This window comes from Streptomyces lincolnensis, assembly GCF_021173675.1.
Classification (GTDB): Bacteria; Actinomycetota; Actinomycetes; order Streptomycetales; family Streptomycetaceae; genus Streptomyces; species Streptomyces lincolnensis_B.
Genome location: NZ_JAIHON010000009.1, coordinates 271,561 through 284,657, shown reverse-complemented (window position 1 = coordinate 284,657; position 13,097 = coordinate 271,561). Strand labels below are relative to the sequence as shown.

The following is a 13,097-nucleotide window of genomic DNA, read 5'->3' as shown; positions in this document are numbered from 1 at the left end:
TCATACTCCCTGGTAGGGGCCAGTCGCGGACGAGACGGTGGACACATGCTCACCGCAGCCCGTCCGCCCCACCCCCTCCCCCGTGCCACCGCACACCTCCCGCGCGCCACCGCCGTCCGTCACCTCGGACCGAACTGGTACGCCACCGTCATGGGCACCGCGATCGTCGCCACCGCCGGCGCCGCGCTCCCGGTGCGCCCGCCCGGCCTGCGCACCGCGTGCACGGCCGTCTGGGCGCTCTCCCTGCTCCTGCTGCTCGCTCTGCTCGCCGCCCGGGCCCTGCACTGGCGGCACCACCGCGACCAGGCCCGCGCCCACCTCCTCGACCCGGCCGTCGCCCCTTTCTACGGCTGCCTGGCGATGGCCCTGCTCGCGGTCGGCGGCGGTGCGCTCACCGTCGGCGCGGACTGGATCGGCACGGGCGCGGCCGTCGCCCTCGACGCCGTGCTCTTCGGCGCCGGGACGGTCGTAGGACTGACGGTCGCCGTGGCCGTGCCGTACCTGATGGCCGTACGCCATCGGGTCGGGGCCGGGCAGGCGTCGCCGGTGTGGCTGCTGCCGGTCGTGGCGCCGATGGTGTCGGCGGCGCTCGGGCCGCCGCTGGTGCCGCACCTGCCGCCCGGGCAGCCGCGCGAGACCCTGCTGCTGGCCTGTTTCGCGATGTTCGGGCTGAGTCTGCTCGCCACGCTGGTCATGCTGCCGATGGTCTTCGGCCGGCTGCTCACCGCCGGGCCGCTGCCGCTCGCGCTGACGCCGACGCTGTTCCTGGTGCTGGGTCCGCTCGGTCAGTCGACCACCGCGGTCGGCAAGTTCGCGGACGTGGCGCCCGGGGTGGTGGCGGCCCCCTACAGCCGGGGCTTCGACGTCCTGGCGGTCCTGTACGGCGTGCCCGTGATGGGTTTCGCGCTGCTGTGGCTGGGGCTCGCCACCGCCCATGTCGTACGGGCCCGACGGCACGGCATGCGCTTCGCGATGACCTGGTGGGCGTTCACCTTCCCGGTGGGCACCTGCGTCACCGGTGCCGAGGCGCTGGCCCGGCACACCGGACTGCTCGCCTACGACGGGATCGCGATCGGGCTGTACGTCGTGCTCGTCGCCGCCTGGGCCACCGCGGCCGTGCACACCGTGCGCGGCCTGGTCAGCGGCGAGCTGCTCGCAGCGCCTCGTCCAGGATCCGGGGCGCCTCGGCGAGGGACGGGCCGTACCACGTCAGATGCCGGCCGCTGACCAGCGCGCAGGACAGGCCGGCAAACGCCTCGGGGCCGTCGTCGGCGGTGAAGCGGTAGGGCTCGTCCGGCAGCACCACGAGGTCGGGGCGCGCGGCCCGGAGCTCCTCGACCGGGATCCGGGGATAGCGCTCGGCGTGCTCGGCGTACAGGTGGTCGACGCCCAGCCGGGCCAGCACGTCCCCGGCGAAGGTGTCGCGCCCGAGGACCATCCAGGGCCGCCGCCAGATCGGTACGACGGCCGTGCGGCGCGGACCGATCGCCGCGACCGGCGACGCCCAGGCCGTCTCCGCCTCGTCCAGCCAGCGTGGCCGGGTCGCCGCGCCGCAGGCCCGCAGCACCCGGTCCAGCTCCCGGAAGGCCTGCGGGACGTCCCGCACCTCGGTCACGAGCACCTCGATGCCGGCCGCGCGCAGGGCGTCGAGGTCCGGCCGCCGGTTCTCCTCCTCGTTGGCGATCACCAGGTCGGGGGCGAGCGCGACGATCCGGTCGGTCTTGGGGTTCTTGGTGCCGCCGACACGAGTGACGGCGAGGTCCGCCGGGTGGGTGCACCAGTCCGTCGCGCCGACCAGCGCACCGGGGAGCGTCGCGGCCACCGCCTCCGTGAGCGACGGGACCAGCGAGACGATCCTCACCGGCGTGGCCGGTCCTGGACCGCCTCGATGTGCTCGGCCACGGCGACGACGACCACCCGGGTGTCCGACACGGTCGCCCGCCAGCGGTGCCGCACACCGCCGGTGAGGTACAGGGTGTCGCCGCGCCCCAGCCGGTAGGCCCGGCCCTCGGCCTCGATCTCCACGGCGCCGTCGGCGACGTACATCAACTGGTCGTTGCGGTACTGGAACTCACGGCCCGCGTCATGGTCCCCGGTGAACTCCGAGGCATGCATCTGGTGGTGACCGCGGACCAGGGAACGCACCTGGGGTTCGTACGCCGGATCCGGCGCCTCCGCGCGCACGACATCGACGCTGCACGCCGGGTCGGCGGCCGCGAGGAGTTCGACGGCGGTGGTGCGCAGGGCGTCGGCGACCTTCTCCAGGGAGCCGGTGCTGGGCCGGGCCCGGTCGTTCTCGATCTGGCTCAGGAAGGGCACCGACAGACCGCTGCGTTCGGCCACGACGGCGAGGGTGAGCTCCAGCGCCCGACGCCGACGGCGCACGGCGGCACCCACCCGCAGGGGCTGTTCTTTGTGGTCGCCCATCGCTCCGGCTCCCTCCTCGGCTCGTCGGTCCGCCGTCTGTCGCGTCGCAGTGCGCACGCACCGCTCCTGATGAGTTGTCTGCACCCTACGCAGGTTCGGCAAACCGTTTCATGTGCCCGCCACATCCCTGTCACACGGCGTGCGATCCGACCTCCCGGTTCTCGCCAGTGTTTCGGTCCCCGTACGCCCCGGTGAGAGCCCCTGCCGCCGTCCCACGGCGGGCTCCCGGGCCCACAGCCGCCGAAGTCGTCCCGTCGGCGCCGAAGTTCGGGCGAGGAGATAGCCCTCCGTGGTTGGCCGGAAACGTCCCGTGGGCGCGGGGCGTGCTCCGACATGACCCGAGGGGCGGGCCGCACCACACGCTGTCAGGACGCGTGGGGAGACCCGCCCCTCGGGAGGCGGTGCTACGGCCGCTACCGCGGTGTCATGCGGTCGACCATGCCCGGGTGCTCCGTGAGCCAGGCGGCGACCGCCTGCTCCTCCTTGCCCTGGCCGCGCTTGTTGATCTCGGCCTCCAGGCTGCCGAGCTCCTCCTCGCTCATCCGGAACCCCTTGATCCACTTGGTGAGCTGCGGATACTGCGCGGGGAACTTCTCGTTGGCGATGGTCCGGATCGTGTTGCCCTCGCCGAAGAGCTTCTTGTCGTCCTTCAGCTTGGTCAGGTCGTACTGGCTGTACGCCCAGTGCGGGGACCACAGCACGACCGCGACCGGCTGCTTCTTGGCGTAGGCGCGCTTGAGCTCGGCCAGCATCGCCGGCGTGGAGCCGTCGACGACGTCGTACTCCTTGTCGAGGCCGTAGCCGGGCAGGACCTTCGTCTTGAGGAGGTTCATCTCGCCGGTGCCCGGTTCGATGCCGATGATCTTCCCGTCGAAGAGGTCGGCCTTGCCCTTGAGGTCCTCGTAGGACTTCACGCCCTTGACGTAGGAGGGCACGGCGACCTCCAGGGAGGTCGGTTCGTACCAGGTGCCGAGGTCGGTGAGTCTGTCCTTGTTCTTGTCCCAGTAGTTGGCCTGCGCGTACGGCAGCCAGGCGTCGAAGTTGAGATCGAGGTCGCCGGAGGCGAGACCGGTGTAGACCGGGCCCACGTCCATCTGCTTGAGGTTCAGCTTGTAGCCGCGCCTCTCCAGGACGTTCTTCCAGAGATAGGTGACGGCGATGTCCTCGTCCCAGGGGAACCAGGCCACGTCGACGGGCCGCTTCGCCTCGGCGGGGACGGTGGTGTCCTGGACCGGGGCCAGCTTGTCGATCAGGCCGGGGTCGGCCTTCAGCCAGGTGCGCACGGCTTCCTGCTGCTTGCCCTTGCCCGCCTTGTTGATCGCGGACTCCAGGCCGGTGAGCTGCTTCTCGTCCAGCTTGAAGTCCTTCAGCCACTGGGCGACGACCGGGTTCTCGGCCGCGAAGCCCTTGCGGGCCACGGTGTGCACGCCGTCGCCCTTGCCCCAGGCGCCCTTGGGGTCCTTGAGCTTCTTCAGGTCGTAGTCGCTGTACGCCCAGTGCGGCGACCAGAGCGTGACGACGATCGGGGCCTTCTTGGCGTAGGCGCGCTTGAGCTCGGCCAGCATCGCCGGCGTGGAGCTGTCGACGACCTTGTACTCCTTGTCGAGGCCGTACTGCTTGAGGACCTTGCTCTTGAGCAGGGACATCATTCCGGCGCTCGGCTCGATGCCGGTGATCTTCCCGCCGAACGTGGCCGCCTTGCCCTTGAGGTCCGCCAGGGAGTCGACGCCCTTCATGTACGAGGGGACGCTCAGCTCCAGGGAGGTGGGGCCGTACCAGGAGCCGAGGTCGTCGAGCTTGCTCCCGTACTGCTTCCAGTACTGCTCGTGGGTGGTCGGCAGCCAGGCGTCGGTCTGGAAGTCGACGCTGCCCGAGGCCAGGGAGGTGTAGAGCGGGCCGGCCTCGAACTGCTTGGCGTCGACCTGGTAGCCGCGCTCCTCCAGGAGCTCCTTCCAGAGGAAGGTGGAGGCGACGCCCTCGTCCCACGGGATGTAGCCGATGGTGACCTTCTTGCCCTGGCCGACGTCGTTGCCGGAGGCCACGGGGGCGGTGGTGCCGCCGTTGCCGCCGAAGACGCCCATGCCGCCCGCCACGAGGGCGAGGACCACCACACCGATCATGGCGATCTGCGGGCGGGGGCGGTACGACCAGATCCTCAGCCCGGTGGCGGCGCGGGCCTTGGCGGCGGCGCGGCGGCCCAGCGGGGAGACCTGGGTGCCCAGGGAGCTGGTCATGCGGTCCAGGTAGATCGCGAGGATCACGATGGCGACACCGGCCTCGGAGCCGAGGCCCACGTCGAGCTGGCCGATGGCCTCGTTGACGCGGCCGCCGAGGCCGCCGGTGCCGACCATGCCGGCGATCGCCGCCATGGACAGGCCCAGCATGATGACCTGGTTGACGCCGGCCATGACGGTGGGCAGCGCGAGCGGCAGCTGGACGCGCAGCAGGGTGTCGCGCGGGGTGGTGCCGAACGCCTCGGCCGCCTCGACCAGTTCCTTGTCGACCTGGCGGATGCCCAGCTCGGTCATGCGCACGCCCGGCGGGAGCGCGAAGATCAGGGTGGCGACGATGCCCGCGGAGGCGCCGCTGCCGAAGAACAGGATCGCCGGGATGAGGTAGACCATCGCGGGCAGCGTCTGCATGAAGTCCAGCACCGGGCGGACGAGGCCGCTGACCCGGTTCGAGCGTGCCGCCCAGATGCCCACCGGCACGGAGATCACCAGCGCGATGATGGTGGCGACGAGGACGAGCGACAGGGTCGTCATCGCGTCCTCCCACAGTTCGAGGGAGTCGATGAACGCGAATCCCACGAAGGTGAGCAGCCCGGCCGCCGTGCCGCGCAGCCAGAAGGCGATCACGGCGAAGATCCCGGCGAGCAGCAGGGGTTCGGGCGCCTGGAGGACGGCGTCGATGCCGTCGAAGGTGCCCGTGAAGACACTCTTGAGGAAGTCGAAGAGCCAGGTCAGATGGGTGAGCAACCAGTCGACGGTGTCGTTGACCCAGTCGCCGAGCGGAATCCTAGGCACGGGCCACCGCCTTGTCGCCGCCCTTGTCGCGCGGGGAGTCGCAGGCCGCGGGGTCGGCCGGCTCGTCGCCGAGAAGACCGACCAGGCGCTGCCTGGGGACCACCCCGACGAGCCGGCGCCCCGCGTCGAGCACCGCCACGGGGTGCGTCAGGCGGGCGCTGATCGCGCAGAGCTCGACGAACGGCGTGTCGGGCGTCGCGGTCTCGCACCCGCAGTCGGCCTCGTCGCCGCGGAGGTCGGTGTCCATGACGGCGGAGGCGGTCAGGACGCGGGAGCGGTCGACGTCCTGGATGAAGGAGGCCACGTAGTCGTCGGCGGGCCGGACCAGGATGTCCTCGGCGGTGCCGTTCTGGACGATGCGTCCGTCGCGCATGACGGCGATCCGGTCGCCCAGGCGCATGGCCTCGTTGAGGTCGTGGGTGATGAAGACGATGGTCTTCCTCAGGGTCTTCTGGAGATCCAGGAGCTGGTCCTGCATGTCACGGCGGATCAGCGGGTCGAGCGCGCTGAACGACTCGTCCATGAGCAGCAGGTCGGCGTCGGTGGCCAGGGCACGGGCCAGCCCGACGCGCTGCTGCATACCGCCGGACAGCTCGTCCGGCCAGGACTTCTCCCACCCGGCGAGACCGCACAGGGCGAGCGCCTCGGCGGCGCGCTTCTCGCGCTCGGGGCGGGACACTCCCTGGACGGCGAGGCCGTAGGCGGCGTTCTCCAGGACGCTGCGGTGCGGGAAGAGCGCGAAGTGCTGGAAGACCATGCTGATCTTCCGGGCGCGGACCTCGCGCAGCTCGCGGTCGCTCAGCGCGGTCAGGTCCTGGCCGTCGAAGCGGACGTGCCCGGCGGTCGGTTCCAGGAGGCCGTTGAGCATGCGCAGCAGCGTGGACTTGCCGGAGCCGGACAGGCCCATGACGACGAAGATGTGACCCGGTTCCACGGTGAAGGAGGCGTCGATCACGGCGGCGGTGGTGCCGTCGGCGCGCAGTTCCTCCCGGTCGGCGCCGGAGCGCAGCCGTTCGACGGCCTCCTCCGGTCGTCTGCCGAACACCTTGTAGAGCCCTTCGGCCTCAAGTCTGGATGACAACGCGTACCTCTCGTCTCGGCGGCGGAAAGGGAGACGAGCCGCCACGGACAGTTGAATACGCAACCGGCATCGCTCCGGGGCGGCGCCTGCCCGAACCCCTGTGGCTCAAACACACGCGTGGCCCAGTTCACAGTGCGCGTACGTCTGTTCCGGCGTCTGCCAACGGGGTTACCATCGGCGGCCTTTGTCGGTGGCGTACGGCATGATGCGAGCGTGACCGGACGACTGATGCTCCTCGACACCGCCTCCCTCTACTTCCGCGCCTACTTCGGCGTCCCGGAGTCCGTGAAGGCCCCGGACGGCACGCCGGTGAACGCCGTGCGCGGCCTGCTGGAGTTCATCGACCGCCTGGTCAAGGACCACCGGCCCACCCATCTGGTGGCCTGCATGGACGCCGACTGGCGCCCCCAGTGGCGGGTCGATCTGATCCCCTCCTACAAGGCGCACCGGGTCGCCGAGGAGCACGAGACGGGCCCGGACGAGGAGCAGGTACCGGACACCCTCTCCCCGCAGGTGCCGGTGATCGAGGCCGTCCTCGACGCGCTCGGCATCGCGCGCGTGGGCGTCGCGGGGTACGAGGCGGACGACGTGATCGGCACGTTCACCGCGCGGGCGAAGGGCCCGGTCGACATCGTCACCGGCGACCGCGACCTGTATCAGCTGGTGGACGACGCGCGCGGGGTGCGCGTGCTGTACCCCCTCAAGGGCGTCGGCACGCTCCAGCTGACGGACGAGGCGTGGCTGCGCGAGAAGTATGGGGTGGACGGGCGCGGGTACGCGGATCTCGCGCTGCTGCGCGGCGACCCGAGCGACGGCCTGCCGGGTGTGCCCGGCATCGGCGAGAAGACGGCCGCCAAGCTGCTCGCCGAGTTCGGGGACCTGGCCGGCATCATGGCGGCGGTCGACGACCCGAAGGCGAAGCTCACACCGTCGCAGCGCAAGCGCCTGGACGAGTCCCGGCCGTACGTGGAGGTGGCGCCGAAGGTCGTCAAGGTCGCCGACGACGTCCCGCTGCCGGACGTGGAGACGTTGCTGCCGCGCACCCCGCGCGATTCGGCCGCGCTGGACGCGCTGGCCTCCCACTGGGGGCTGGGCGGATCACTGCAGCGACTGCTGGCGACTCTGGTGGCGTGAGCAAAGGTCTCGTTCTGATGAGCGGGACAGCCGGAGAGTGAGTACAGACTTCGCCACAAGAGGTCCAAGACTTCTCATACAGGGGACATTCACCGGGGGGAGATGTTAACTTAGGCAAGCCTAACCATAGGGATCAGGGAGGCCGTCATGGCAGAACGACCGGCACGCAGGCCACGGAAGCCCCACACCGCGCAGGTCATCCGCACCGAACGGCTGACTCCCCACATGCAGCGCGTGGTCCTCGGCGGTGACAGCCTGGCCGGATTCGCCGCGGACACCTGCACCGATCACTATGTGAAGCTGCTCTTCCCGCCCGCGGAGGGCGTGACCTACCCGGAGCCCTTCGACCTGGAGCGAATCCGCGAGGAACTGCCGCGCGAGCAGTGGCCGGTGACCCGGACGTACACCGTGCGCTACTGGGACGCCGAACACCGCGAGCTGACCCTGGACTTCGTGATCCACGGCGACGAGGGCCTCGCGGGCCCCTGGGCGCTGCGTGTCCAGCCCGGGGAGACCGTGCGCTTCATGGGCCCCGGCGGCGCCTACGCCCCCGACGCGGATGCCGACTGGCATCTGCTCGTCGGGGACGAGAGCGCGCTGCCCGCGATCGCCCGTTCCCTGGAGGGACTGCCGGCCGGCGCCCGGACCCACGCCTTCGTCGAGGTCTCCGGTCCCGAGGAGGAGCAGAAGATCGACTCCGACGTGGAGGTGGTCTGGCTGCACCGCGGCGACCGGCCCGTCGGCGAGGCGCTGACCGAGGCGGTCCGCGCGCTGGACTTCCCCGAGGGCCGGGTGCACGCGTTCGTGCACGGCGAGGCGCACTTCGTGAAGGAGCTGCGCCAGCTGCTCCGGGTGGAGCGCGGTCTCGCGCGCGAGGACCTGTCGATCTCCGGCTACTGGCGGCTCGGCCACAACGAGGACGGCTGGCAGGCGTCCAAGCCGGAGTGGAACGCCCGGATCGAGGCGGAGCAGGAGAGCGCGGTGTCGTCCTCCTGACCCCTGGAGCCCTCGCTGATCCCTGGAGCCCCTCGCTGATCCCTGGGACCCCTCGACCTCAGACGGACCGCTGGTAGGAGCGGAAGGTACGGATCGACAGCCACACCGCCGCCACCGCCAGCGCGAGCAAACCTCCCCCACGCACCAGCACGGCATCCCAGTCCGGATCCCCCGCCATCGCCGAACGCCCCGCCACCATCGCCCAGTCGAGCGGGTTGAAGTCGGCGATGTGCCGCATCCAGGACGGCATCTGCGCGGGCGCCATGAAGGCACTGGAGAGGAAGGTCAGCGGCAGCAGCAGGAAGGTGTTGATGCCGATGATCGACTCCCGCTCGCGCACCAGCATCCCCAGCGCGTTGGACAGCGCGCCGAACACCGTGCCGAGCAGCACCGCGGCCAGGACCAGGACGGCGACGCCTCCGATCCCGCCCGGGTACTCGGCCCCGCCCAGCAGTCCGAGCAGCACGATGATCACCGACTGCAGGGCGGTGACCAGGCCGTTGTTGACGACATTGCCGTTCATCAGCGCGGCCCGGCTGACCGGGGTGGTCAGGAAGCGGTCGATCGTGCCGCGCTGGATCTCGTCCAGCGTGGTCATCCCCGCCCACATGTTGGCGCTGAGGGCGCTCATCACGACCACGCCCGGGACCAGGTAGTCCAGGTACGAGGTGGTACCGAAGCCGCCCAGCTCGACGACCCCCTTGAAGAGGTTCCCGAACAGGAACAGCCAGATCACCGGCTGGATCAGGGTGATGATCGCGTACGCGGGCTGCCGTACGAAGACCATGAGTTGACGTTGCGTCATGTACCAGGTCTGGGAGACGGCGGTGCTCATCGGACACCTCCCACCAGGGCGGGGCCGGCGGCCTCGGAGTAACGGCGGCCGGCGTAGCGGAGGTAGACGTCGTCCAGGGAGGGGCGGGCGACGGTCGCGGTGGCGACACCGACGCCGGCCTGCTCCAAAGCCGCCAGCAACGCGGGCACCGAGGCCGCCCCGTCGTCGGAGCGGACGCTGATCCGGGTGCCGTCGACCAGGACCTCGTGCACCCCCGGAAGGGCGCGCAGGGCGCCGGTCAGCAGCGTGCGCCCGGCGTCGCCGACCGCCTGGCGCAGCTCCATGTGGACGGCGTCGCCGCGGAGTTCGCCCTTCAGGGCGTCGGGCGTGCCCGCCACGACGACCCGGCCGCGGTCGACGATGGCGACGCGCTCGGCGAGCCGGTCGGCCTCTTCGAGGTAGTGCGTGGTGAGCAGGATGGTGAGGCCCTCCTCTCCGGCGAGCCGGCCGATCTCCTCCCACATCGCGCTGCGGGCCTGCGGGTCGAGGCCGGTGGTGGGCTCGTCGAGGAAGAGCACCTCCGGCCGGTGCACCAGACCGAGGGCCACGTCGAGACGGCGCCGCATGCCGCCGGAGTACCCCTTGACCGGGCGTTCGGCGGCCTCGGTGAGCGTGAAGCGCTCCAGCAACTCGTCGACCCGGCGGCCGAGCGCGGCGCCCTTCAGGCCGTGCAGCCGGCCCTGCAGGCGGAGGTTCTCGCGGCCGGTGGCGGCCGGGTCGGCGCCGGAGTTCTGGGCGACCACGCCGATCGCGCGCCGCACCCGGTCCGGGTGGCGCAGCACGTCGTGACCGGCCACGGTGGCCTCGCCCGAGTCGGGGCGGGCCAGGGTGGTGAGGATCTTGACGGTGGTGGACTTTCCGGCGCCGTTGGGGCCGAGCAGCCCGAAGACCGTGCCGGGCTCGACGGTGAGGTCCATGCCGTTCAGGGCGGTGACGTCACCGGCGTAGGTCTTGATCAGGTGGCGCGCCTCGATCGCGGGCGCGGAGATGGTCATGGCAGGTGCCCTCCTGAGTGAGCGGACGACGACTGATCCGCTGGAGGAGCACCGGGCTATTCTGGGTGTGCCGCACCTCGATCGCCCGGATGTGCCTCACGGCGGATTCAGCTCGGGGTTCGAGGCCCCGGCACCGCTGCTGCAACAGCCGCGCCGGGGCCTGTTCTTGTTCGGGTCACGGCATGTGGAACGCCTTCCACTCCTCGATGCCGGGCAGTGCGCCCTCGCGGAGTTCGGCGAGGAAACCGCGCACCCACTCCGCCTCCGCCTCGACCATGTGGAGCTCGTACTCGCTCTCCACGAGGAAGAGGCGGGGCAGTGTCTCGTACAGCTTCTCCAGTGCTCCTCGCCCGCTCGCCGCCTTCACTTCGAGGGCCTTGAGCCGTTCCTCCAGCAGCCGCGCCACGTCGTCGGGGGGCAGTACCGCGAGCAGCGAGAGCGCGGTCTCGAAGACCGGGAACTCCTTGGCCGGGAAGGCGACCAGGTCCGACATCCACTCGGTGGTCTCCTGCCGGCCGTCGGCGGTGATGCCGTAGACGGTCCGCTCGGGGCGGTTGCCCTGTCGCTCCACGTCCGTGACCTCGACGAAGCCGTGCTTCTCCAGGCTCTGTACGACCGTGTACAGCGAGCCGTAGTTGATCTTCGTACTGGAGTCCTTGCCCTGGCGGCGCAGGGTCTGGGCGATCTCGTAGGGATGCATCGGCTTCTGCCACAGCATCGCCAGCACGGCGAGCGCCAGGGGGTTGCGGAGCTTGCGGCGACGCTGCATTTCCACCTCGCACCCACCCTCGCGCTTCAGCCTCGCGCCCACCTTGCATCAGAATATCCGGGACCGAACATATCGCGATCCCCGAGACTCGTCAATAGACACGATATATCGCGTACGGCGGACCGACGCAAGGGCGTGAGGACTTGGGACCAGCTCAGACATGCCCGTGTCATGCACCCGAAACAGCCCCTGCCTAATTTCTGTCGCCCGACAGGAATTCCGCGCCCAAGGCAGGTGCCGCCGTGACGACGACCGCCCCCTCCGACGTACGCCCCGATCCCCCGCACTCCTCCGACGACGGCTCCCTCGCGGAGTTCGGCTACCGCCAGGAGCTGCACCGCAGCCTGGGCCGGTACGCGTCGTTCGCGGCCGGGTTCTCCTTCATCTCCGTCCTGACGACCGTCTTCCAGTTCTTCGCCTTCGGGTACGCGTTCGGCGGTCCCGTCTTCTTCTGGGCCTGGCCGGTGGTGCTCGTCGGGCAGCTGCTGGTGGCCGCCTGCTTCGCCGAACTGGCGGCGCGCTACCCGATCTCGGGGGCGATCTACCAGTGGTCGTCGCGGCTGTCGAACCTCACCTTCGGCTGGTTCGCCGGGTGGATCATGGTGATCGGGCAGATCGTGGTGGTCGCCGCGGCCGCGCTGGCACTCCAGATGGTGCTCCCCGCGATCTGGTCCGGCTTCCAGCTGATCGGCACCGACCCGGCGCCCACCTCGGCGGACGGCGCGGCCAACGCGGCCGTCCTCGGAGTGATCCTGCTGGCGCTGACGACCCTGGTGAACATCCTCGACAACCGCGTGCTGTCCGTGGTCAACCGCGTAGGCGTCACCGCAGAGATCATCGGCGCGGTCCTGATCATCGTGCTCCTGCTGACCCACTCCGAGCGCACACCGAGCATCACCTTCCACACCGAGGGCGCCGCCCAGTCCGGTCTGCTGGGCGCGCTGCTGGTGGGCTCGTTCACGGCGGCGTACGTCATGATCGGTTTCGACAGCGCGGGCGAGATGAGCGAGGAGACCCGCGACCCCCGCCGCACCGCGCCCCGCACGATCCTCACCGCCCTCGGCTCGGCCGGCGTGCTCGGCGGACTGATCGTCCTCGGCGGCATCCTCGCCGCGCCCAGCCTCACCGACGGCCGCCTGGGCGTCGACGGGCTGAGCTACGTCCTCACCAGCAGCCTGGGCGACGGAGTGGGCAAGGCCCTGCTGGCCGACGTGGTGGTGGCGATCACGGTGGCCACCCTCGCCATCCAGACGGCGGCCTGCCGCATGCTCTTCTCCATGGCCCGAGACGGCCAGCTCCCCTTCGCCGGCCGTCTCGCCCGCGTGAACCCCCGCACGGGCATGCCGATCGCCCCCGCCCTGGTCGTCGGCGCCCTCGCGGCGTCCGTCCTCCTGCTCAACTTCGCCTCCCCCGAGGCCTTCCTCGCCATCGGCACCACCTGCATCGTGATGCTGTACCTGGCGTACGCGATGGTCACCGGCCCCCTCCTGATCCGCCGCCTGCGCGGCGACTTCACCCTCACCGGCACGGACGAAACAGGCCGCCCCCTCTTCTCCCTCGGCCGCTGGGGCACCCCCGTCAACGCCCTCGCCCTCCTCTACGGCCTCCTCATGACCGTCAACCTGGCGTGGCCCCGGGCGGCGGTGTACGACCCGGCGGGTGGGCACTGGTACTTCCAGTGGTTCACGGTGTTGTTCTTGGGGGGCACGGTGGGGCTCGGGGCCCTGTTCCGGCTGTGGCGGGCACGACGGGGGCATGCCACGCCGGAGACGGCGCTCCCCGCGCCACCCCCGGCGCCGGTCCCCTAGCCGCAGCGGTAAGTACGGCTCCGCGC

At 70.8% G+C, this 13,097-nt stretch carries 11 protein-coding genes; 4 read left to right on the top strand and 7 right to left on the bottom strand.

The genetic code is table 11. The features are described 5' to 3' along the window. Nucleotides 1-45: 45 nt before the first annotated feature. Nucleotides 46-1,227 (top strand): TDT family transporter, encoded by a 1,182-nt coding sequence (locus K4B79_RS27715; RefSeq protein ID WP_232029655.1) that lies wholly within the window; start codon nt 46-48, stop codon nt 1,225-1,227. On the opposite strand, the gene K4B79_RS27710 is transcribed toward K4B79_RS27715, so the two are convergent. The 4 genes from K4B79_RS27710 to K4B79_RS27695 form a co-directional block, all read right to left on the bottom strand. After that, nucleotides 1,139-1,861: a helical backbone metal receptor gene (locus tag K4B79_RS27710; RefSeq protein ID WP_232029654.1), complete on the bottom strand. Its 723-nt coding sequence runs from the start codon at nt 1,859-1,861 to the stop codon at nt 1,139-1,141. The genes K4B79_RS27715 and K4B79_RS27710 overlap by 89 nt on opposite strands. Beyond that, nucleotides 1,858-2,427, bottom strand: a complete 570-nt coding sequence (locus K4B79_RS27705; RefSeq protein WP_232029653.1) for a helix-turn-helix domain-containing protein — start codon at nt 2,425-2,427, stop codon at nt 1,858-1,860. The genes K4B79_RS27710 and K4B79_RS27705 overlap by 4 nt, the downstream gene beginning before the upstream one ends. 413 nt (nt 2,428-2,840) lie before the next feature. Next, complete coding sequence (locus K4B79_RS27700) at nt 2,841-5,453, bottom strand: ABC transporter permease/substrate binding protein (protein WP_232029652.1); 2,613 nt, start codon at nt 5,451-5,453, stop codon at nt 2,841-2,843. After that, nucleotides 5,446-6,534, bottom strand: coding sequence for a quaternary amine ABC transporter ATP-binding protein (locus K4B79_RS27695; RefSeq protein WP_232029651.1), 1,089 nt, complete (start codon nt 6,532-6,534; stop codon nt 5,446-5,448). Before K4B79_RS27695 ends, K4B79_RS27700 begins: the two co-directional genes overlap by 8 nt. A 213-nt stretch (nt 6,535-6,747) precedes the next feature. Between K4B79_RS27695 and K4B79_RS27690 the strand changes: the two genes are divergently transcribed. Together K4B79_RS27690 and K4B79_RS27685 are read left to right on the top strand one after the other, a co-directional pair. Continuing rightward, the gene (locus K4B79_RS27690) at nt 6,748-7,668 is read left to right on the top strand and encodes a 5'-3' exonuclease (RefSeq protein WP_232029650.1); all 921 of its coding nucleotides are present in this window, start codon (nt 6,748-6,750) and stop codon (nt 7,666-7,668) included. Between the two features lie 147 nt (nt 7,669-7,815). Next, a complete protein-coding gene (locus tag K4B79_RS27685; RefSeq protein WP_232029649.1) occupies nt 7,816-8,664 on the top strand; it encodes a siderophore-interacting protein in 849 nt (282 codons plus the stop codon). Between the two features lie 58 nt (nt 8,665-8,722). Here the strand turns inward: K4B79_RS27685 and K4B79_RS27680 are convergent, their stop codons facing one another. From K4B79_RS27680 to K4B79_RS27670, 3 genes are all read right to left on the bottom strand, one after another. Next, complete coding sequence (locus K4B79_RS27680) at nt 8,723-9,499, bottom strand: ABC transporter permease (RefSeq protein WP_232029648.1); 777 nt, start codon at nt 9,497-9,499, stop codon at nt 8,723-8,725. Then, the gene (locus K4B79_RS27675) at nt 9,496-10,494 is read right to left on the bottom strand and encodes an ATP-binding cassette domain-containing protein (protein ID WP_232029647.1); all 999 of its coding nucleotides are present in this window, start codon (nt 10,492-10,494) and stop codon (nt 9,496-9,498) included. Before K4B79_RS27675 ends, K4B79_RS27680 begins: the two co-directional genes overlap by 4 nt. Nucleotides 10,495-10,669: 175 nt before the next feature. Next, nucleotides 10,670-11,263, bottom strand: a complete 594-nt coding sequence (locus K4B79_RS27670; RefSeq protein ID WP_232029890.1) for a PadR family transcriptional regulator — start codon at nt 11,261-11,263, stop codon at nt 10,670-10,672. Nucleotides 11,264-11,505: 242 nt separating this feature from the next. On the opposite strand from K4B79_RS27670, the gene K4B79_RS27665 reads away from it, so the two are divergent. After that, nucleotides 11,506-13,071 (top strand): amino acid permease, encoded by a 1,566-nt coding sequence (locus K4B79_RS27665; RefSeq protein WP_232029646.1) that lies wholly within the window; start codon nt 11,506-11,508, stop codon nt 13,069-13,071. Nucleotides 13,072-13,097: the final 26 nt, after the last annotated feature.

Coding starts and splice junctions, on each gene's coding strand:
- K4B79_RS27675 (WP_232029647.1), bottom strand. CDS start 10,494: ATGACCATCTCCGCGCCCGCGATCGAGGCGCGCCACCTGATCAAGACC.
- K4B79_RS27680 (WP_232029648.1), bottom strand. CDS start 9,499: ATGAGCACCGCCGTCTCCCAGACCTGGTACATGACGCAACGTCAACTC.
- K4B79_RS27685 (WP_232029649.1), top strand. CDS start 7,816: ATGGCAGAACGACCGGCACGCAGGCCACGGAAGCCCCACACCGCGCAG.
- K4B79_RS27715 (WP_232029655.1), top strand. CDS start 46: ATGCTCACCGCAGCCCGTCCGCCCCACCCCCTCCCCCGTGCCACCGCA.
- K4B79_RS27705 (WP_232029653.1), bottom strand. CDS start 2,427: ATGGGCGACCACAAAGAACAGCCCCTGCGGGTGGGTGCCGCCGTGCGC.
- K4B79_RS27670 (WP_232029890.1), bottom strand. CDS start 11,263: ATGCAGCGTCGCCGCAAGCTCCGCAACCCCCTGGCGCTCGCCGTGCTG.